Consider the following 20,940-nt stretch of genomic DNA (forward strand, 5'->3'; position numbering starts at 1 on the left):
AAAAGAAAAAAATCCCCTCTTCGTAGGAAGAGGGGACGGTTTTTAACGGACGTTCGCGCAGGTCAGGCAAAACGCGTAACGACTCTGTGGATCGTTAAAGGCCGCAAGCTTATCGCTTTCTTCCTTCATCGCTTTTGCCGCCGTGGCGACCGGCGCAGGCAGGTAAGCCTGCAGCGCCTCCGGCAGCATGGCGCGTACCGAGCCGGACATGCTGTCCATGACCATATCGAAGAACGACGGTTCGTCCTGGTAATACTCGATATGCCACTGCTTCAGCTTCGCCAGTTCGGCGGCTTTCTTCACCGCGTCATCGAAGTCGCCCAGGCTGTCCACCAGTCCGTTGCTCTTCGCATCCTGACCGGTCCAGACGTGGCCCTGCGCAATCTGATCGATCTGCTCAGGCGTCTTTTTGCGCGAGTCGGCGACCAGGGTGATAAAGCGTTTATAGCCGTTCTCAATGCTGAGCTGCATCATCTCAGAGACTTCCGGCGGCAGGGATTTGGTCACCGCGACATCCGCGAGCGGAGAAGTCGCTACGCCGTCAGTATGCACGCCCAGAGAATCCAGGCTGTTTTCTACGGTGTTGATCACCCCGAAGATGCCAATCGAGCCGGTGAGCGTGCTTGGGTTCGCCACGATGTAGTTGGCTGGCGTGGAGATCCAGTACCCCCCGGAGGCGGCCATTCCGCCCATTGAGACGACGACAGGCTTACCGGCGGCGCGGGCCGCGGCCAGTTCAGCGCGGATTACTTCGGAGGCGCTGACGCTACCGCCTGGGCTGTTGACCCGCAGAACAATCGCCTTCACTTTCGGATCCAGGCGTGCATCGCGGATTTGTGACGCGGTGGTATCGCCGCCCACGTTCCCCGGGGTCTCCTGACCGTCCATGATCGCACCGTTAGCAAAGACCACCGCGACGCTGTCCCCGTTCTCATCCGGTTTCTTCGTCGAGTAATCATACATGCTGATGGCGCTGTAATTTTTGTCCTCTTTGCTCCAGCCAAACTGTTTGCTCAGGGATTTTTCAATCTCGGCGCTGGTGCCCAGGGCATCAACCAGTTTGTTATCGAGCGCGTATTTCGCGGTATCGCCGTCAACCTTACGCAGGCCTTCGAGCACGCCCTGCGCGCCAGGGAACACCTGCTCAGGCGTAATCTGACGGTTCGCGGCAACGGTGCCCAGATAGTTCTGCCACAGCTCGCCAATCCAGCGGCTGTCCGCTTCGCGGGCGGCAGGGGACATATCGTCGCGGATAAACGGCTCCACGGCGGATTTATACGTGCCGACGCGGAAGACGTGGGTGGTGACCTTCAGCTTATCGAGCAGCGATTTATAGTACAGGCCGTTGGTGGCAAAGCCGTGCAGATCGACCGTACCCTGCGGGGAGAGCCAGATTTTATTGGCGAAGCTCGCCAGATAATATTGCCCCTGGCTGTAGCTGTCGCCCACGGCAATGACCGGCTTGCCGCTGTCGCGGAATTCGCGCAGCGCTTTACCGATGTACTGCATAGAGGGCTGATCGCCGCCGGCAAAATCTTTCAGATCCAGCACGATGCCGGTGATATTGCGGTCATCTTTCGCCTGCCGGATGGCATCGACGATATCGAACAGGGAGTTTTCCTGCAGGCGGTCGGACGTGGCGCCAAACAGCTGGCGACTGATCACACCCAGACGGTTGCTGGCTGACGGTTTATCAACGATGACGCCGGTGATATCGAGTAACAGGGCCCCGCGAGTCGAATGCTGCGCCTGATTTGCGTTGCTGATATGCATCCAGATGCCCGCGCAAACCAGAACCAGCAGGATGAAGAAGATATTCATCACCAGGTTGCGGACGAAGTTGAGCAGTCGCCACGTCCATTTAAAGAAACCGGCAATAATTCGCCAAAGGGTTCGCATGTATTCTCCCTAACCAGAAAATGACTGTTTCCGTCGCCACTGGACGGTAATGTTGGGTTATCGTAATGACCCAACCGCCACTTGTCAGCAGGAATCGCCTGCCAGGCTGTAACAAAATCTGCCGTCGTGTTAATTTTGTGAGTAAATTTCAAGAAAGGAGTTAACCAATGGACGCACTCGAACTGCTTGTTAACCGCCGTAGCGCTTCCCGTCTGGCCGAACCTGCCCCGGCAGGCGAGCAGCTGGAGAACATTCTGCGTGCCGGCATGCGTGCCCCCGATCATGGCACGCTGCAGCCGTGGCACTTCTTTGTGATTGAAGGCGAAGGTCGCGATCGTTTCAGTAAACTGCTGGAGCAGGGGGCGGTGGCCGCAGGGCAGGATGAGAAAGGAATCGAGAAGGCGCGTAATGCCCCGTTCCGCGCCCCGATGATCATCGCTGTCGTGGCAAAATGCCAGGCGGATCATAAAGTCCCGGTCTGGGAACAGGAAATGTCTGCGGGCTGTGCGGTGATGGCGATGCAGATGGCCGCCGTCGCGCAAGGCTTCAACGGCATCTGGCGCACCGGTGCGCTGACCGAAAGCCCGGCGGTCCGGGACGGTTTTGGCTGCGGTGAGCATGACAAAATTGTCGGTTTCCTCTATCTCGGTACTCCGCAGCTTAAAGCCTCCAGCACCATCAGCGTGCCGGACACCACGCCTTTCGTCAGCCGTTTCTGATAGCGCGCGCTAAACTGTCTGGATTCTGAGCATCTGCCGCAGAATTCAGACAGTCATACTTACCTCTTTATGGAATGAGCGCTACCATAGCGCGATTGAGATGACAGGAGACGTCCATGAGCGAGCAAACCATTCGTTTAACGCAGTACAGCCACGGAGCCGGTTGCGGTTGTAAAATTTCCCCTAAAGTGCTGGAGACCATCCTGCACAGCGAACAGGCGAAGTTTGTCGACCCGAACCTGCTTGTCGGTAACGAAACGCGTGACGATGCAGCGGTTTATGACCTGGGTAACGGCACCAGCATTATCAGCACCACCGACTTCTTTATGCCGATTGTCGACAACCCGTTCGATTTCGGGCGTATTGCGGCCACCAATGCCATCAGCGATATCTTCGCCATGGGCGGCAAACCGATTATGGCGATCGCTATTCTGGGCTGGCCGATCAACACCATCCCGCCGGAAGTAGCCCGTGAAGTGATTGATGGCGGCCGTTTTGCCTGCCAGCAGGCGGGGATTGCGCTGGCCGGTGGTCACTCTATCGATGCGCCGGAGCCGATCTTCGGCCTGGCCGTTACCGGCGTGGTCCCGACCGAGCGCGTGAAGCGCAACAGTACCGCGCAGGCGGGCTGCAAGCTGTTCCTCACCAAGCCGCTGGGCATTGGCGTGCTGACCACCGCCGAGAAAAAATCCCTGCTCAAACCGGAGCACAAAGGGCTGGCAACCGAAGTCATGTGCCAGATGAACCTCGCGGGTGCGGCGTTCGCCAATATCGACGGCGTGAAGGCGATGACCGACGTGACCGGTTTTGGTCTGCTGGGGCACCTCTCCGAAGTGTGTCAGGGCGCGGGCGTGCAGGCGCAGGTCTGGTATCAGGACGTGCCGAAGCTGCCGGGCGTGGAAGAGTATATTGCTCAGGGCGCGGTCCCGGGCGGTACCCAGCGTAACTTCGCCAGCTATGGTCACCTGATGGGCGAAATGCCAGAAGAATGGCGCAACCTGCTGTGCGATCCGCAAACCTCCGGCGGCCTGCTGCTGGCGGTCACGCCGGAATCCGAAGCCGAGGTTCAGGCAACGGCCGCCGAGTTCGGCATTACCCTGACGGCGATCGGCGAGCTGGTGACCGCGCGCGGTGGCCGACCGATGATTGAGATCCGTTAATTCGATGCGGTTGTTTATTGCCGAAAAGCCGAGCCTGGCCCGTGCCATTGCCGATGTGCTGCCTAAGCCGCATCGCAAAGGCGACGGCTTTATCGAATGCGGTAACGGGCAGGTGGTCACCTGGTGTATCGGTCACCTGCTTGAGCAGGCGCAGCCGGATGTCTATGACAGCCGCTACGCCCGCTGGAATTTAAACGATCTGCCCATCGTGCCGGAAAAATGGCGCCTGCAGCCCCGACCTTCGGTGACCAAACAGCTCAACGTGATCAAGCGCTTCCTGCATGAAGCCGAAGAAATCGTGCACGCGGGTGACCCGGACAGGGAAGGACAGCTGCTGGTGGATGAGGTGCTGGACTATCTTGAATTGGCGCCGGAAAAGCGTCAGCAGGTGCAGCGCTGCCTGATCAACGACCTCAACCCGCAGGCGGTGGAGCGTGCGATCTCGCGCCTGCGCGCCAACAGCGAATTTATTCCGCTGTGCGTCTCGGCGCTGGCCCGCGCGCGCGCGGACTGGCTGTACGGTATCAACATGACCCGCGCCTACACCATCCTCGGGCGCAACGCGGGCTATCAGGGCGTGCTCTCCGTGGGGCGCGTGCAGACGCCGGTGCTGGGGCTGGTCGTGCGTCGTGATGAAGAGATTGAGAACTTCGTCGCCAAAGATTTCTTTGAAGTGAAAGCGCATATCGTCACGCCTAAAGACGAGCGCTTTACCGCCGTCTGGCAGCCGAGCGATGCCTGCGAGTCATATCAGGATGAAGAGGGGCGTTTGCTGCACCGTCCGCTGGCGGATCATGTGGTTAACCGCATTACCGGACAGCCCGCTATCGTCACCAGCTATAACGATAAACGGGAATCAGAACCCGCGCCGCTGCCGTTCTCGCTGTCGGCCCTGCAGATTGAGGCCGCGAAACGCTTTGGCCTCAGCGCGCAGAACGTGCTGGATATCTGCCAGAAGCTCTATGAAACCCACAAGCTGATCACCTATCCGCGTTCGGATAGCCGCTACCTGCCGGAAGAGCATTTTGCCGGTCGTCATTCGGTGATGAACGCCATAGGCGTGCACGCGCCGGATCTGCTGCCGCAGCCGGTGGTGAACCCGGACACCCATAACCGCTGCTGGGATGATAAAAAGGTGGACGCCCACCACGCGATTATCCCGACGGCGCGCGCCAGCAGCGTCAACCTGACCGACAACGAAGCGAAGGTCTATAACCTGATCGCCCGCCAGTACCTGATGCAGTTCTGTCCGGACGCGGTGTTCCGCAAATGCGTGATCGAACTGGAAATCGCGAAAGGGAAATTCATTGCGAAAGCCCGTTTCCTCGCAGAAGCAGGCTGGCGGACGCTGCTGGGGAACAAAGAACGTGACGAGGAGAATGACGGCACGCCGCTGCCCGTGGTCGCCAAAGACGATGAGCTGCTGTGTGAAAAAGGGGAAGTGGTGGAACGCCAGACCCAGCCGCCGCGCCATTTTACCGATGCGACGCTGCTTTCCGCGATGACCGGGATCGCCCGGTTCGTGCAGGATAAAGATCTGAAGAAGATCCTGCGCGCCACCGACGGTCTGGGTACGGAGGCAACCCGCGCGGGGATCATCGAGCTGCTCTTTAAGCGCGGTTTTCTTGAGAAAAAGGGGCGCTATATCCATTCGACCGAGCCGGGCCGCGCGCTGATTCATTCCCTGCCGGAGCTGGCCGCCAGGCCGGACATGACCGCGCACTGGGAATCGGTGCTGACGCAGATCAGCGAGAAGCAGTGCCGCTATCAGGACTTTATGCAGCCGCTGGTGGGGACGCTTTACCAGCTGATCGATCAGGCGCGCAGCACGCCGGTGAAAACGTTCAGAGGGATGGTTGCACCCGGTGGTGGGGCGAAGAAACCGTTTAAAAAGAAAAAGAGCGCGGCCGCTTCTTAACCCGTAGGCCGGGTCAGGCGAAGCCGCCACCCGGCGAAAGACAGCTCTGCGGCCTGAAAAAAGCCCGGTGGCGCTAACGCTTACCGGGCCTACAGGGCGAGAACGCCGCGAAACTTAAATCACACCCTGCCCAATCATCGCATCCGCTACCTTCACGAACCCGGCGATATTCGCCCCGCGCACGTAGTTGGTTTGCGATGCTTCACCGCCGTACTCCACGCAGGCGTGGTGAATATCCAGCATGATATGGTGCAGGCGCGCATCCACTTTCTCCGCCTTCCAGCCGAGACGCGCGGCGTTTTGCGCCATCTCGAGGCCGGAGGTTGCCACGCCGCCCGCGTTGGCGGCCTTGCCCGGTGCAAACAGCACGCCTGCCTCCAGGAACAGATCCGTCGCGTCGATGGTGGTCGGCATGTTTGCCCCTTCGGCGACCGCTTTTACGCCGTTGCTAATCAACGTGCGCGCGGCTTCAGCATCCAGCTCGTTCTGCGTGGCGCACGGCAGGGCGATATCCACCGGCACGCCCCACGGCTGTTTACCTTCGAGGTAGGTCAGGCCAAACTCCCGGGCGTAATCCGCTACGCGTCCATCGCGGCTGGCTTTGATTTCACACAGGCGCGCCAGCTTCTCTGCCGTGAAGCCCGCTTCATCCACCACCGTTCCGCTGGAGTCAGAGGCGGTCACCACGCGAGCGCCAAACTGCATCGCTTTCTCAATCGCGTACTGCGCCACGTTACCGGAGCCGGAAACGGCTACGCGCATGCCTTCGAAGCCTAAGCCGTGACGCTTGAGCATGGCCTCTGTGAAGTAAACCAGGCCGTACCCGGTCGCTTCCGGGCGGATCAGGCTCCCGCCAAACGACAGCCCTTTGCCGGTAAAGACGCAGGCGCTGTTGTTGGAAAGCTTTTTCATCATCCCGGCCATAAAGCCCACTTCACGTCCGCCCACGCCGATATCACCGGCAGGCACGTCGGTGTCCGGGCCGAGGTGACGGTAGAGTTCGGTCATCAGCGCCTGGCAGAAACGCATCACTTCACCTTCGCTTTTGCCTTTCGGGTCGAAATCGCTGCCGCCTTTTCCGCCGCCCATGGGCAGCGTGGTCAGTGCGTTTTTAAAGGTCTGCTCGAAGCCGAGGAATTTCAGAATCGACAGGTTCACGGACGGATGGAAACGCATGCCGCCCTTAAACGGGCCGATGGCGGAGTTAAACTGGACGCGCCACGCGCGGTTAACCTGCACCTGATTGCGATCGTCCACCCAGGTCACGCGGAACTGGATCACGCGCTCTGGCTCGACCAGGCGTTCGAGCAACGACATCTGGCGATAGCGCGGGTTTTGTTCAAGGAAGGGCCACAGGGTGGTCATCACTTCACGTACGGCCTGGGCGAACTCGCTTTGGTGCGGGTCGCGCTGCTGAACATGGGCAAGGAAACTTTCCAGAGAGCGTGTCTGATCCATAGATATAAGAACCTCTTATAATAATGTTTGTATATGACTTATGCGTTTTGTGTTGTTTTTTTGACTATACCACCCGTACCGCTTTGTGTGGCAAGCAGAAATTCAGGACGAAAGGGAAATTAATGACAGGTGCTGCGTCATAACCAAAAGCGATGACGAGATAAATTAAAGGTTCCGCGCCGGTTTACCGTTATAGTCATTATCAAGGGAACAACAGGAAGATGTGTCTATGAACCGTTATGTACTTACCGCGTTATGTGCGATCTTTACCGCAGGCGCGCAGGCTGACCGCATTCGCCCGGATGTGGAAGTGAATGTGCCGCCGGAAGTGTTTACCTCCAGCGGCCAGCGTGCGCAGCCGTGTAACCAGTGCTGCATTTATCAGGATCAAAACTATTCTGAAGGGGCCGTCGTGAAGGCGGAGGGCGTGCTGCTGCAGTGCCAGCGCGACGAGCGCGCCATCAGCACGAACCCGCTGGTCTGGCGTCGCGTAAAACAATAAACGCCTCCAGCAGGGGAATATCCGCGGGGGCTAAGGTATAGCCAAACGCCTCTTCAGGCGTACACCACGCCAGCGCGCTGTGGTAGTGCGCCGTGAGCGCACCGCTAAACGCAGGAACGTGCCAGGCGTGCAGGTTGATTAAGCGCTGCGAGACTTCGCGCTGGTGGCTTGCCACGTATTGCGCAGGGCGGGCTTCAATACCTAACTCTTCACGCAGCTCGCGGATAAGCGCCTCGGGCTGGGTTTCACCCGCCTCGACTTTGCCGCCTGCAAATTCCCACATGCCCGGCTGGTCGGCGTGGGCAGGGCGCTGCGCCAGTAAAATTTTGTCGTCTTTTTCGATGATGGCGGCAACGACATCGAGTGTTTTCAGCATGGTCGTCAATAATTGATAGCGAAAAAAGACATATTATCGTGCCCTTTCTCAGAGTCCAGTAATCAGGAGAATCAGGTGAAAGAGACTACCGCCTGGGTTGCCCCTATCGAATCCCTTCCCGCCAGCCTTAAACCCATTGCCGTGATGCAGAAAAAACATTTTGGCGCCGTGCTGAATCCCACGCGCTGGTGGGGGCGCATGCCGCGTCTGTTCTGGCTGGTGGCGCTGTTCGTCGGTTTTCTGGAGCGTCGTCACGCGCGCCTGTCACCCGTGCTGCGTTCGCTGCTCATGACGCGGGTGTCCCAGCTCTGCCACTGCGCTTTCTGTATTGATGCCAACAGCCTGCGGCTGGCCGAGCGCTGCGGTGCGCTGGAAAAGGTGCAGGCCGTGAGCGACTGGCAGGAATCCGCCTTGTTCACGGAGCAGGAGCGCGCGGCGCTTGCCTACGCCGAGGCGGTGACCGCCACGCCGCCCCGGGCGGATGAGGCCATCAGAACGGCGCTGAAGCGCCACTTTACGGAAGATGCCATCACCGAGATGACGGCGCTCATTGCCTTTCAGAATCTCTCTGCCCGCTTTAACGCCGCGCTGGATATTCCGGCGCAGGGGCTATGCGCCACCTTTAACGAGATGCCCCATGCTTGATCGCCATCTTCACCCGCGGATAAAACCGGCTCTGAATCGTCTGGTCTCCGTGCTGGACAGGCCGGGCATCACGCCCGACGGATTAACCCTGGCCGGGTTTGCCATCGGCGTGCTGGCGCTGCCGTTTCTGGTCCTTGGCTGGTATCCGGCGGCGCTGGTCGCCATCGTGCTTAACCGCCTGCTGGACGGTCTGGACGGGGCGCTGGCGCGCCGCAGAGGCCTGACCGATGCGGGGGGATTTCTCGATATCGCGCTCGACTTTCTGTTCTACGCCCTGGTGCCGTTTGGCTTTGCGCTGGCAGCACCGACGGAAAATGCGCTGGCAGCCGCCTGGCTGCTGTTCGCGTTTATCGGGACCGGCAGCAGTTTTCTGGCGTTTGCGGCCCTGGCCGCGAAGCACGACATCGACAACCCCGGCTATGCGCACAAGTCGTTTTATTACATCGGCGGGTTAACGGAAGGGACGGAGACCATCATGCTGTTTGTGCTGTGCTGCCTTTTTCCTGCGCACTTTACGCTCTTCGCGTGGGTATTCGGCGCGCTGTGCTGGCTGACCACCACAACGCGCATCTGGAGCGGCTACGTGACGCTGAAGTCACTTAACCCTTAGCGCGCGCTTTCAGGCCCGCGCTCACCGGTCGTCACCGGGTTCTGCGGATGACTACTCCATTCGTACCAGCCGCCGTCATAGACGGCGATATTCTTCCAGCCCATCGCCCGGGCGTACATAAAGGTTTCAGACGCCCGCCAGCCGGTGCCGCAGTAAAACGCGACGTGCTGTTCCGGCAGAATATTCCAGCGCTTCCACTTGGCGGCGATGTCGTCAGCGCTGCGCATGGTGCCATCCGGGTTATGGAAATCCTCCATGTGGGTGGCATCGCTGCCCGCGTGACCCCAGCGGGCACCGGCAATTTCACCTTTTGGCTTGATGTAGCTGTAGCCGCTGGTTTCGCCGATGAACTCCGGCCACGAGCGTATGCTGACCAGAGAGGCATCCTGACGGTGCAGCATGCCGCGCGCCTGTTCCATATCCACCATCAGCTGCGGCTGACCGGGGATCGGCGCGCCGAAATCGGGGGCGGGCGTCACTTTACCGGGCGTACCGCGCTCAACCGGCAGGCCTGCATCTGACCACGCCTTCCAGCCGCCGTCGAGAATACGCACATCCTTCACGCCCGCATACAGCATAATCTGCGCCACGCGCGCGGCGGCGTAGACGTCGCGGCCATACAAAATGACGGTAGTATCGTGACGGATCCCGTGCTTCGCCAGCATCGCTCTCAGCTTGTCGTCGGAGACTTTATTCCACAGCGGTTCGCTTTCCACCTCGTTGGTGTCGATATAGCCCGCGCCGGGAATGTGGTTCAGCAGGTAAAACTTCGGTGCACCCCAGGCGGCCTCAATCACTTTCCAGTCGCCCGCCGGTGCGGCAGCCACGGGTTTACCCTGCTGGAGCCGGTGGATCCACTGCGGGTAAACCAGCTGTTCAAAGTGAGGCAGGCGCTGAAGGCGCTCGGGCGTCTGCAGAGCATCGCTGAGCAGCGAAACGTGGCGGTACCCGGCTTTCTCCAGGCGGGCTTTCACCGCCTGGTTATCGTTCTCGTCGCCGTACAGGGCGATGGTCGTCGCAGGGGTAAGCTGATGCTGTTTTGCCCACAGCGCAATCTGCTCGTCGCTCATGGCGCTGAGCCAGGCGGCAGCAAGGTTGAGCGCGGCGGGTTCATGCCCGGAGGGGCCGCTAAGCGTCTGCGGCCAGCCGTTATAGAAGGCGCTGGCGCGTGTGTCGACAGGCGTGCCGTGCTGTGCCTGAAGCTGAGACAGCGTGATGGCGTTGGGCATATCAGCCGCCAGCGAGGAAAAAGAAGCGAGGCCGCAGAGCAGGGCCAGCGCGGTCAGTTGAGAAACACGTTTCATCGAATAACCTGACGTCAGTAAAAGAGGGGGGCATTGTCGTCTCTCCCGAATCGGAAAACATTGCGTTAGTACATTATTTCCAGCGAGAAATCTCAATCAGCTCGCCGCCGGGTGGAATATCGTCCTCATCGTGCGTGACCAGCACCGCCGGAATATTGCGCGCGCGGACGGCGTCAAATACCCATGCCCGAAACGTGGCCCGTAACGCTTTATCGAGGCGGCTGAACGGTTCATCCAGCAGCAGCGCCTGCGGCTCCGCGAGCAGGGCCCGCAGCAGGCTGACCCGGGCACGCTCCCCGCCGGAGAGGGTGGCCGGATCGCTGGCGTAATGGCCGCTCAGCCCGGCGGAATCCAGCGCCTGCGTGACCGCCTCCCGACGCGCGCGTCCGGCGATGCGCTCGGGCAGCGCCAGCAGCAAATTTTGCCCGACGCTGAACTGATCGAACAGCAGCGCGTCCTGAAAGAGAATACCCAGCCCGCGGGACTCCACGGGAAGCGCGTCGCAGCGACGCGCGTCGAGCCACAGTTCGCCCCGCGCCTGGAAATCGTCTGACAGCGCGCCGACCATCCAGGCAAAAAGGGTCGACTTTCCGCTGCCGGACGGCCCCATCAGGGTGACGATCTCCCCGCGGGGCACGCAAAAACTGACCTCGCGGAAAAGCGGTTCGATGGTGAGATTTTTTACCTTCAGCATTAACGTAACCCTTGTCGGTAGCGGCCCACGAGCCGGGATAGCAGGGCGGCAAGACCAAACACCGTGCCCGTGACCAGCAGTAATCCCAGCGCCCGGTTAGCGAGAATCGGGATGCTGCCCCCGCTGCTGAGCGCGACGGTTTCGGTGGTCAGCGTGGCGAAACGCCCCGCGCCCAGCCACAGCGTCGGCATGTATTGCGCCATGCTGACGGAAAAGCCGGTGGCAAAGGCCAGTAGCGCAGGGCGCACCAGCAGCGGGCATTTCAGCAGTAAAAAGATTTTTGTCCGTCGCCAGCCGAGGGTTCTGGCGGTGAGAATAAGCCGGGGATCGATCCGGCGCCAGGCGGGTTGCAGCACCAGCAGCATCCACGGCAATACCCACAGGAGGTGGCTCCAGAGCACGGCGGCGTAGTGCCCGTCGACGCCCAGGTGCAACGCAATCGCATACTGGCCGGTAACAAGCGGGAGGGCCGGAAGGGCGAGCGGTAACCACACCCACAGCGCGCCGCGCTGCGGGCCCCACTCCAGCCAGAGTAACCCGACGACCAGGCCGATCAGGCTTGAAAGCAGACCGAAGGAGAGGCTTCTCCCCACCGGGCCAACGTCATCCCGTTGCGCCAGCATCAGCAGTACCGCGGCGCACAGCACGCCGCACGCGGGCAGGAACCCGCTCAGTGCCCGCTCAGGCAGGGCGAGCTGAGACCGGGGACGCGTTCCGGTGAAATCCGCAAACGTGCGAACCCATGCCTTCCAGAGGCCATATCCCAGGGCGGCAAGCGCGGCCAGCAGCAGAAGGAGAAGCAGGCACAGCAGCGTCCCTTTTGCCTGCTGCTGCGCGTCGCCCTGGCTTAACCACTGCCAGGCCAGCACGGCCAGGGTAGGCGGGTTGCCGGGCCCGAGAACGATCGCCACGTCCACGACCGACAGCGACCATGCCAGCACCGCCAGCATGACTGCTCCGAGGACGGGCGCGATAGCTGGCAGAATCAGCCAGCTCAGCGTCTGAAATCGCCCGTAGCCGAGCGTATGCAGGACGTTCTTCTGCTGCGCGAGCCGTTTTTCCGGCAGTACGGCATAAATCGCCCACAGGACAAACGCGCTCTCTTTGACCGCGAGCGTCAGCCCCAGCCCGACGCCGTAGCGGTCAAACGGCGGCGAACAGACGGTGCAGACCTGATAAAACAGTCCGCCCTCGGCAAACAGCAGTAGCGCGCCGGTGGCGAACGCCACATGGGGGATCGCCAGCAGCCACGGCAGGCGGGTTGTGAGACGTCGCCAGCGTTTCCCGGGCCAGAGAAGGCTGACGAGGAGAAGAGCAATGAACAACGCCCCCAGCGTGGCGATGAGCGTTGAGACCAGCGTGGCGACGGCCGCCTGCGGGAGCTGCGGATCGTTCAGCAGCCGCTGCCAGTTTGTCAGCGAAAACGCCGGGGCAAGCAGCATGGTGCCGGCGGGCAGGATCGGCAGATAAATCACCGCCATCGCCAGCCAGACGAGCCCGCTCAGCGGGTGCCGTAACGACGCAGCCATTCCTGCTCCAGCGCGTTCACCCAGGCGGACTGCGGCTCTGCAAGCACCTTCGGCAGCCCCTGAGTCGTGTGGGCCAGCAGCTGTCTGGCTTCTTCTTCGGGCAGCGTTTTCGCATCCAGCACGCTCGGATCGCCCCAGATGGCCGGGTCAGCTTTGCGGATCTGCGCCTGCGGCGACAGCAGGAAATTGGCGACCATTTTCGCCCCCGCGCTCGCGCTGGCGTTGGCCGGAATCGCCACAAAATGGACGTTGCCGAGCATCCCGCCCTGAAAACCAAAGCTATAGCTGTCGGCGGGCAGTTCGCCGCTCGCCACTTTCTGCTGCGCATGGGCCGGGTTAAAGGTCAGCGACAGATTCAGGCTGCCGCTGGCAAGCAGGGCATCCATCCGTGCAGGAGAAGGGGGAAAATCTTTCCCTTCGCGCCACAGCAGCGGGTGAAGCGTGTCCAGATAATCCCAGAGCGGGGCCGTGACCTCGGCAAAGGTGCTATCGGGGGCCTTTTGCAGCGCCTCCGGGTGAGCGGTTAGCGTCATCAGCAGCTGCTCAAGAAATGCCGTGCCGGTAAAATCGGGCGGGCGAGGATAGCTGATCTTGCCCGGATGCTGCTGCGCGTAAGCCAGCAGCGCCTGAGGATCCACAGGCGGCGTCGGCATGCTGGCTTTGCGGGCGATAAAGGTCAGCTGCGCGCCGCCCCACGGCGATTCCGCGCCGTCTGTGGGAATAGCAAAATCCTCCGTGACGGGCTTGCGGGTATCAACATAGCGCCAGTTGGGCAACGTCTGCGCCCATCCGGTCTCCAGCAGGTTTGCCTCTTTCAGCGTGCGGAAGTTCTCGCCGTTAACCCACAGCAGGTCGACGGAGCCGTTGGTCTTACGCCCCGCGGCGGCTTCGGTCTGAATACGTTTTACCGCGTCGGCAGCATCCGCCAGCGGGACAATTTTAAGGGTAATGGCATAGTGCGTTTGCATCTCGCCGCTGACCCACTCCAGATAGCGGTTGACCGCCGGATCGCCGCCCCAGGCGTTAAACCAGACGGTCTGGCCTTTGGCCTGTTGCTGAATAGCCTGCCAGCCGTCGGCGGCATACAGAGGGGCCGCCAGCAGCAGCCCGGTCAGAAACGCGCAAAAACGCACACGGCGCATAATGCCTCACTTTTTAGCAGACGGGAGATAACGGGAAAACAGCCGGCGGGTGACCAGCGGCAATAACCCCAGTAGTGTAAAGGCGAATAGCATGCCCGGCGACAAAATATCGCGCAGCGAGGTCACTTTTCCCAGCTCGCGCCCGGCGTTCAGAAAGATAATCGTGGCGGGCAGCATGGCGAGCTGGCTGACCCACCAGTAGCGAAATACTCCCATGCGGGTCAGCCCCATCAGCAAATTCACCAGGAAAAACGGGAACAGCGGCATCAGGCGCAGGGCAAAAAGAAAGTTCGCGCCGTCGCGCGCCATGCCGGTATTCACCGTACCCATCTGCCTGGCAAACCGCCGTTGCACCCAGTCGCGCAAAAGATAGCGGCTGGCGAGCATCGCCAGCGTGGCCCCAAGCGTGGAGGCAAACGAGACCAGCACGGTGCCTTCCCACAGGCTAAACAACGTCCCGCCCAGCAGGGTCAGGATCGCCGCGCCGGGGATCGAGAGGGCGGAGACCGCCACATAGACCGCAAAGAAGATCAGCGCGCTGCGCAGCGGCGCGTGGTCGACATAGGAGAGTAATGCCTGCTGGTGCGTTTTAATCCCTTCCAGGGAGAGGGTTCCCGGCGGAAGCATGATAAACGCCAGAATAAAGGCGCCCAGAAGGGCGCACAGGAAGAGTGTTTTTGAAAGGTTCACGCGTCATTACAGCTTGAATTTAGCCCACACTGGCGCGTGGTCAGACGGTTTTTCCATGCTGCGGATGTCGTAGTCGATCCCGGTTTCGATGCAGCGCTCGGCCAGCGGGGAACTGGCCAGCAGAAGATCGATACGCAGGCCGCGGTTGTCGTCAAAGCCTTTAGAGCGATAGTCAAACCAGGAGAAGCGATCCTGCGTTTCCGGGTTGGCATTGCGGAAGGTATCCACCAGGCCCCAGCCCAGCAGGCGCTCCATCCACTCACGCTCTTCCGGCAGGAAGGAGCATTTGCCGGTGCGCAGCCAGCGTTTGCGGTTCTCTTCGCCAATACCGATATCGAGATCCGTCGGGCTGATATTCATGTCGCCCATGATCAGCACCGGATTCTCTTTTTTGAGTTCGGTGGTCAGGTAGTCCTGCAGATCCTGATAAAACTTCGCTTTAGCCGGGAATTTGGTTTCATGGTCACGGCTCTCACCCTGCGGGAAATAGCCGTTGATGACCGTGATATTGCCGATCGCAGAAGGGACTTCCGCCATGATAATGCGACGCTGTGCTTCTTCACCGTCGCCCGGGAAGCCGCGACGCACGGAAACCGGTGGCGCTTTGGTCAGCAGCGCGACGCCATAGTGACCTTTCTGGCCGTGATAAAAGACGTTGTAGCCGAGTTTCGCCACCTCTTCGAGGGGGAACATGTCGTCGTGAACCTTTGTCTCCTGCAGGCCGATCACATCTGGCTGATGTTGCTCAACGATAGCTTCAAGCTGATGAGGGCGGGCACGCAGGCCGTTGATATTAAAAGAGACAAATTTCATAGTCGCTGCCAGTGCAAGGTGAATAGTGCAAGGATGGTAGCAGAATTTGCGTCAACTGTTACCGGCTTCGACCAATAACTGCAACAGATAATGCCGGTGGTGCAATATTTGCACCATTCTGACGCGCTTCGCCCCCAAACAGGGCGTAAATGGCCGATAAATTTCGCGAGCGATCACAATTCCAGAATTATATTTGGCCTGTGCATACTCTTTCTGATTTTCATGCGGCAAAGCGCCGCTTGTCGTAAAAATATTCACTTTTTATGCACTAACAGTGAATAAATCCATGTTGTAACTTATTGATATTCTGTTCTCTCAACCCGTTTATGCATTTTTATCGCTGGCTGGCACGAAGGCTGCAATCTACATTCACAGTGCAAACACTCAATTATTTAACATTCAAATAACCTTTTATTTACCGGATGAGGTCGCTATGTCTCTGTCAATTACGCGTGAAAATTTCGATGAATGGATGATGCCGGTTTACGCTCCGGCGGCTTTTATTCCGGTTCGTGGGGAAGGCTCGCGCCTGTGGGATCAACAGGGTAAAGAGTATATCGACTTTGCCGGTGGGATTGCGGTGAACGCGCTGGGGCATGCGCACCCGGCGCTGCGTCAGGCGCTCAATGACCAGGCGGCGAAGTTCTGGCATACCGGCAACGGCTTTACCAACGAGCCTGCGCTGCGCCTGGCCAAAAAACTGATCGACGCGACGTTTGCCGAAAAAGTCTTTTTCTGTAACTCGGGGGCGGAAGCCAATGAAGCGGCGCTGAAGCTGGCGCGCAAATATGCGCACGATAAGTTTGGAACCCACAAGAGCGGTATCGTGGCGTTTAAAAATGCCTTCCACGGACGGACGCTCTTTACCGTTAGCGCGGGTGGCCAGCCTTCCTACTCGCAGGATTTCGCACCGCTGCCGCCGGATATCCGTCACGGTATTTATAACGATCTGCAGTCTGCCAGCGAGCTGATTAACGACACCACCTGTACGGTGATCGTCGAGCCGATGCAGGGTGAGGGTGGCGTGCTTCCGGCGCAAAAGGAATTCCTGCAGGGGCTGCGCGAGCTGTGCGATCGTCATAACGCGGTGCTGATTTTCGACGAAGTGCAGACCGGCGTGGGCCGCACCGGCGAGCTGTATGCCTATATGCACTACGGCGTCACGCCGGACGTGCTGTCGACCGCCAAAGCGCTGGGCGGCGGCTTCCCGATTGGCGCAACGCTGACTACCGATAAATTCGCCAGCGTGATGACCGTCGGCACCCACGGCACCACCTACGGCGGCAACCCGCTGGCCACCGCCGTCGCCGGACAGGTGCTCGACATCATTAATACCCCTGAGGTGCTGAAGGGCGTTAAGCAGCGCCACGACTGGTTTGTTGAGCGCCTGAATGCCATCAACGGCAAGGTTGGCCTGTTTAAAGAAATTCGTGGCCTGGGGCTGTTAATCGGCTGCGAGCTCACCGCTGAGTTTGCCGGAAAAGCTAAACTTATTTCACAGGAAGCGGCAAAAGTGGGTGTGATGGTGCTGATTGCCGGTGCCAACGTCGTGCGTTTTGCTCCCGCGCTGATTGTCAGCGAGGAAGAGGTGCAAACCGGTCTGGACCGCTTTGCGCTGGCGTGTGAAAAGGTGAAATCCGGGGTGTCATCATGATGGTCATCCGTCCCGTTGAGCGCGGCGATCTCGCCGGGCTCATGCAGCTTGCCGGTAAGACGGGAGGCGGGCTGACCTCGCTTCCTGCCGATGAAAAAACGCTGTCGGCGCGCATTGAGCGCGCCCTTCAAACCTGGCAGGGGACGTTGCCAAAAAGCGAACAGGGGTATGTGTTCGTGCTGGAAGACACCGACACGGGGACCGTGGCCGGGATCTGCGCCATCGAAGTGGCCGTCGGGCTTAACGACCCGTGGTACAACTACCGCGTCGGCACCATGGTTCATGCCTCGAAAGAGCTGAACGTCTATAACGCGCTGCCGACGCTGTTCCTCTGCAATGACCACACGGGCGCCAGCGAGCTTTGCACGCTGTTCCTCGACCCGGCGTGGCGCAAGGAGGGCAACGGCTACCTGCTTTCCAAATCGCGCTTTATGTTTATGGCCGCCTTCCGCGATCGCTTTAACGAAAAGGTGGTTGCGGAGATGCGCGGCGTGATCGACGACACCGGCTATTCACCGTTCTGGGAGAGCCTGGGCGAGCGCTTCTTCTCGATGGAGTTTAGCCGGGCGGACTATCTCTGCGGCACGGGTCAGAAAGCCTTTATTGCCGAACTGATGCCGAAGCATCCTATCTATACCCATTTCCTCAGCCCGGAAGCGCAGGCGGTGATCGGTGAAGTGCATCCGCAAACCGCGCCTGCCCGCGCGGTGCTGGAGAAAGAAGGGTTCCGCTACCGCAACTATGTCGACATCTTTGACGGTGGGCCCACGCTTGAGTGCGATATCGACCGCGTGCGCGCTATCCGTAAAAGCCGGCTGGTTGAGGTCTCTGAAGGCCAGCCCGCGCCGGGCGACTGGCCGGCATGCCTGGTGGCGAACGAAAATTACGCCAACTTCCGTGCGATGCTGGTGCGGACCAACCCGAAATGTGAACGTCTGGTGCTGACGGCTGCAGAACTGGATGCCCTGAAATGTAACGCCGGCGATAGGGTTCGCCTGGTGCGTCTCTGCCCTGAGGAGAAAACAGCATGACATTATGGATTAACGGTGACTGGGTCACGGGCGAAGGCGAACAGCGCGTAAAGACCAATCCGGTAGGAAAAGAGGTGCTCTGGAAGGGGAATGACGCCAGCGCCGCGCAGGTGGAACAAGCCTGCCATGCCGCTCGCCGCGCGTTCCCGGCGTGGGCAAAACAGCCTTTCGCCGTGCGCCAGGCGCTTGTTGAAAAGTTTGCCGGGCTGCTGGAGGCAAATAAGGCCGAACTGACGCGCATCATCGCGTCTGAAACCAGTAAACCGCGCTGGGAAGCGGCAACCGAAGTGACAGCGATGATCAACAAAGTCGCCATTTCGGTGAAGGCGTACCACACCCGCACCGGCGAACAGCACACCGAGATGCCGGACGGCGCGGCCACGCTGCGCCACCGTCCGCACGGCGTGCTGGCGGTGTTTGGTCCGTACAACTTCCCGGGGCATCTGCCGAATGGCCACATTGTGCCCGCGCTGCTGGCAGGCAATACCGTGATTTTCAAGCCGAGCGAGCTCACCCCATTAACCGGCGAGGCGGTGGTTAAGCTGTGGGAACAGGCTGGCCTGCCGCCGGGCGTGCTGAACCTGGTGCAGGGCGGACGCGAAACCGGCCAGGCGCTGAGCGCGCTGAGCGATATCGACGGCCTGCTGTTTACCGGCAGCGCCGGGACGGGCTATCAGCTGCATCGCCAGCTGGCGGGGCAGCCGGAAAAAATCCTTGCTCTCGAGATGGGCGGCAACAACCCGCTGATTGTGGAAGACCCTGACGATATCGACGCCGCGGTGCACCTGACGATTCAGTCCGCCTTTATTACCGCCGGACAGCGTTGCACCTGCGCCCGCCGCCTGCTGGTGAAACGGGGCGCGCAGGGGGATGCGTTCCTCAAACGTCTGGTTGAGGTGAGCGCGCGTCTGGTGCCAGCCGCGTGGGATGCCGATCCGCAGCCGTTTATCGGCGGGCTGATTTCCGAGCAGGCCGCGCTGAACGTGCTGAAGGCCTGGCAGGACCACGTCGCGCGCGGCGCGAAAACCCTGCTCGAGCCGAAACAGGTTCAGCCGGGTGCCTCGCTCCTGACGCCGGGCATCGTTGAGATGAGTGGCGCGAGCAACGTGCCGGATGAAGAGGTCTTTGGCCCGCTGCTGTGCGTCTGGCGCTATGACGATTTTGACGACGCCATCGCAATGGCCAATAACACCCGCTACGGTCTGTCGAGCGGGCTGATTTCGCCGCATCGCGAGAAGTTTGACCAACTGCTGCTGGAAGCGCGCGCCGGGATTGTGAACTGGAATAAACCGCTGACCGGGGCCGCGAGCACCGCGCCGTTCGGCGGCGTGGGCGCGTCGGGGAACCATCGCGCCAGCGCGTGGTATGCCGCTGATTACTGTGCCTGGCCGATGGCGAGCCTAGAAACCCCGGCGCTGACGCTGCCGGAAACGCTTAATCCGGGGCTGGACTTTACCGGAGGGGACCGTCATGAAAGCGCGTGAAGTCAACTTTGACGGGCTGGTGGGGCTGACGCACCACTACGCCGGTCTCTCTTTTGGTAATGAAGCCTCCACGAAGCACCGTTTTCAGGTTTCCAACCCGAAGCTGGCGGCGAAGCAGGGGCTGCTTAAGATGAAAGCGCTGGCGGATGCCGGTTTCCCGCAGGCGGTGATCCCGCCGCAGGAGCGTCCGAACGTGGCGGTGCTGCGTCAGCTCGGCTTTAGCGGCACCGATGAGCAGGTGGTCGAAAAAGCGGGGACGCAGACGCCGCACCTGCTCTCGGCGGCAAGCTCCGCCTCTTCGATGTGGGTCGCCAACGCGGCCACCGTCGCGCCGTCAGCCGATACGCTGGATGGCAAAGTCCACCTGACGGTGGCGAACCTGAATAACAAGTTTCACCGCGCCACCGAGGCGGAAACCACCGAGCGCGTGCTGCGCGCTATTTTCAACCAGGACGCCCATTTCGCGGTGCATCAGGCCCTGCCGCAGGTGGCGATGTTTGGCGACGAAGGCGCGGCCAACCATAACCGCCTGGGGGGCGATTATGGCGAGCCGGGTGTGCAGCTGTTTATTTACGGGCGAGAAGAGGGGGGCCACGTCGCGCCAACCCGTTATCCTGCCCGTCAGACGCTGGCGGCCAGCCAGGCGGTTGCCCGCCTGAACCAGGTGAATCCTTCCCAGGTGATTTTTGCCCAGCAGAACCCGCATGTGATCGACCAGGGCGTGTTCCACAACGACGTGATTGCCGTTTCTAACCGCCAGGTACTGTTCTGCCACGAGCAGGCGTTTGCCCATCAGGAAAAGCTGCTCGCCACGCTGCATGAGCGCGTGCGCGGCTTCACGCCCGTCCAGGTGCCAACGGAGGCGGTGAGCGTGCAGGACGCGGTTGAAACGTATCTGTTCAATAGCCAGCTGCTCAGCCGCGATGACGGCAGCATGATGCTGGTCCTGCCGCAGGAGTCCCGGGATCATCAGGGCGTATGGCGCTACCTGACCGAGCTGGTGAAGGCGGATAACCCGATTGACGAACTGCGCGTGTTTGACCTGCGTGAAAGCATGGCCAACGGCGGTGGTCCAGCCTGTTTACGTCTGCGCGTGGTCTTGACTCAGGACGAAATGCAGGCGGTTAATCCGGCGGTCATGATGAACGATACGCTCTTTACGCGCCTGAATGACTGGGTCGATCGCTACTATCGCGACCGTCTAACGCAGGCCGATCTGGTTGACCCGCAGCTTCTGCGCGAAGGTCGCGAGGCGCTGGACGCGTTGTCGACAATCCTGCAGCTGGGATCGGTTTATCCGTTCCAGCGCTAA

General features: G+C 60.4%; 19 protein-coding genes. 10 read left to right on the forward strand and 9 right to left on the reverse strand.

Annotation, left to right across the window (positions count from 1 at the left end; translation table 11 throughout):
* Nucleotides 1–42: 42 nt before the first annotated feature.
* Complete coding sequence (gene sppA, locus LLF79_RS13195; protein ID WP_227879611.1) at nt 43–1,899, reverse strand: signal peptide peptidase SppA; 1,857 nt, start codon at nt 1,897–1,899, stop codon at nt 43–45.
* Nucleotides 1,900–2,066: 167 nt separating this feature from the next.
* On the opposite strand from sppA, the gene LLF79_RS13200 reads away from it, so the two are divergent.
* The 3 genes from LLF79_RS13200 (at nt 2,067) to LLF79_RS13210 (ending at nt 5,696) form a co-directional block, all read left to right on the forward strand.
* Nucleotides 2,067–2,618 carry an NAD(P)H nitroreductase gene (locus tag LLF79_RS13200; protein ID WP_021241054.1) on the forward strand — a complete coding sequence of 184 codons (552 nt, stop codon included), beginning with the start codon at nt 2,067–2,069 and terminating at the stop codon, nt 2,616–2,618.
* Between the two features lie 116 nt (nt 2,619–2,734).
* A complete protein-coding gene (gene selD / locus LLF79_RS13205; RefSeq protein WP_008500702.1) occupies nt 2,735–3,778 on the forward strand; it encodes a selenide, water dikinase SelD in 1,044 nt (347 codons plus the stop codon).
* 4 nt (nt 3,779–3,782) lie between these two features.
* Nucleotides 3,783–5,696 (forward strand): DNA topoisomerase III, encoded by a 1,914-nt coding sequence (locus tag LLF79_RS13210; protein ID WP_032674572.1) that lies wholly within the window; start codon nt 3,783–3,785, stop codon nt 5,694–5,696.
* A 114-nt stretch (nt 5,697–5,810) separates the two neighbouring features.
* On the opposite strand, the gene gdhA is transcribed toward LLF79_RS13210, so the two are convergent.
* Nucleotides 5,811–7,154 carry an NADP-specific glutamate dehydrogenase gene (gdhA, locus tag LLF79_RS13215; RefSeq protein WP_008500700.1) on the reverse strand — a complete coding sequence of 448 codons (1,344 nt, stop codon included), beginning with the start codon at nt 7,152–7,154 and terminating at the stop codon, nt 5,811–5,813.
* A 229-nt stretch (nt 7,155–7,383) separates the two neighbouring features.
* Here gdhA and LLF79_RS13220 point away from each other — a divergent pair, with 229 nt between their 5' ends.
* Nucleotides 7,384–7,656: a YnjH family protein gene (locus LLF79_RS13220; RefSeq protein WP_200448154.1), complete on the forward strand. Its 273-nt coding sequence runs from the start codon at nt 7,384–7,386 to the stop codon at nt 7,654–7,656.
* Here the strand turns inward: LLF79_RS13220 and LLF79_RS13225 are convergent.
* Nucleotides 7,616–8,032: a pyrimidine (deoxy)nucleoside triphosphate diphosphatase gene (locus LLF79_RS13225; RefSeq protein WP_023327152.1), complete on the reverse strand. Its 417-nt coding sequence runs from the start codon at nt 8,030–8,032 to the stop codon at nt 7,616–7,618. The genes LLF79_RS13220 and LLF79_RS13225 overlap by 41 nt on opposite strands.
* 75 nt (nt 8,033–8,107) lie before the next feature.
* On the opposite strand from LLF79_RS13225, the gene LLF79_RS13230 reads away from it, so the two are divergent.
* Together LLF79_RS13230 and LLF79_RS13235 are read left to right on the forward strand one after the other, a co-directional pair.
* Nucleotides 8,108–8,677: a carboxymuconolactone decarboxylase family protein gene (locus LLF79_RS13230; RefSeq protein ID WP_227879612.1), complete on the forward strand. Its 570-nt coding sequence runs from the start codon at nt 8,108–8,110 to the stop codon at nt 8,675–8,677.
* Entirely contained in the window at nt 8,670–9,287 is a 618-nt protein-coding gene (locus LLF79_RS13235) for a CDP-alcohol phosphatidyltransferase family protein (protein WP_227879613.1), read from the forward strand. The genes LLF79_RS13230 and LLF79_RS13235 overlap by 8 nt, the downstream gene beginning before the upstream one ends.
* On the opposite strand, the gene LLF79_RS13240 is transcribed toward LLF79_RS13235, so the two are convergent.
* From LLF79_RS13240 to xthA, 6 genes are all read right to left on the reverse strand, one after another.
* Nucleotides 9,284–10,591, reverse strand: a complete 1,308-nt coding sequence (locus LLF79_RS13240; RefSeq protein ID WP_227879614.1) for a sulfurtransferase — start codon at nt 10,589–10,591, stop codon at nt 9,284–9,286. The two genes, LLF79_RS13235 and LLF79_RS13240, sit on opposite strands and share 4 nt — an antisense overlap.
* A gap of 73 nt (nt 10,592–10,664) precedes the next feature.
* Nucleotides 10,665–11,285 (reverse strand): ATP-binding cassette domain-containing protein, encoded by a 621-nt coding sequence (locus LLF79_RS13245; protein ID WP_227879615.1) that lies wholly within the window; start codon nt 11,283–11,285, stop codon nt 10,665–10,667.
* Entirely contained in the window at nt 11,285–12,814 is a 1,530-nt protein-coding gene (locus tag LLF79_RS13250; protein ID WP_227879616.1) for a thiamine ABC transporter permease, read from the reverse strand. Before LLF79_RS13250 ends, LLF79_RS13245 begins: the two co-directional genes overlap by 1 nt.
* On the reverse strand, nt 12,787–13,947 hold the full coding sequence (locus LLF79_RS13255; protein ID WP_375542345.1) for an ABC transporter substrate-binding protein: 1,161 nt from the start codon (nt 13,945–13,947) through the stop codon (nt 12,787–12,789). The genes LLF79_RS13250 and LLF79_RS13255 overlap by 28 nt, the downstream gene beginning before the upstream one ends.
* A gap of 15 nt (nt 13,948–13,962) precedes the next feature.
* Nucleotides 13,963–14,646, reverse strand: coding sequence for a TVP38/TMEM64 family protein (locus tag LLF79_RS13260; protein ID WP_069598143.1), 684 nt, complete (start codon nt 14,644–14,646; stop codon nt 13,963–13,965).
* 6 nt (nt 14,647–14,652) lie between these two features.
* A complete protein-coding gene (gene xthA, locus LLF79_RS13265) occupies nt 14,653–15,459 on the reverse strand; it encodes an exodeoxyribonuclease III (RefSeq protein WP_008500688.1) in 807 nt (268 codons plus the stop codon).
* 433 nt (nt 15,460–15,892) lie between these two features.
* On the opposite strand from xthA, the gene LLF79_RS13270 reads away from it, so the two are divergent.
* The 4 genes from LLF79_RS13270 to astB are packed head-to-tail and all read left to right on the forward strand — an operon-like array spanning nt 15,893 to nt 20,940.
* Nucleotides 15,893–17,113, forward strand: a complete 1,221-nt coding sequence (locus LLF79_RS13270; protein ID WP_227879618.1) for an aspartate aminotransferase family protein — start codon at nt 15,893–15,895, stop codon at nt 17,111–17,113.
* A complete protein-coding gene (gene astA, locus LLF79_RS13275; protein WP_044596784.1) occupies nt 17,110–18,144 on the forward strand; it encodes an arginine N-succinyltransferase in 1,035 nt (344 codons plus the stop codon). Before LLF79_RS13270 ends, astA begins: the two co-directional genes overlap by 4 nt.
* Nucleotides 18,141–19,628 carry a succinylglutamate-semialdehyde dehydrogenase gene (gene astD, locus LLF79_RS13280; protein WP_021241066.1) on the forward strand — a complete coding sequence of 496 codons (1,488 nt, stop codon included), beginning with the start codon at nt 18,141–18,143 and terminating at the stop codon, nt 19,626–19,628. Before astA ends, astD begins: the two co-directional genes overlap by 4 nt.
* Entirely contained in the window at nt 19,615–20,940 is a 1,326-nt protein-coding gene (astB, locus tag LLF79_RS13285) for an N-succinylarginine dihydrolase (protein WP_021241067.1), read from the forward strand. Before astD ends, astB begins: the two co-directional genes overlap by 14 nt.

It is taken from the genome of Enterobacter cloacae complex sp. 2021EL-01169, from assembly GCF_020733125.1.
Taxonomy (GTDB): domain Bacteria; phylum Pseudomonadota; class Gammaproteobacteria; order Enterobacterales; family Enterobacteriaceae; genus Enterobacter; species Enterobacter roggenkampii.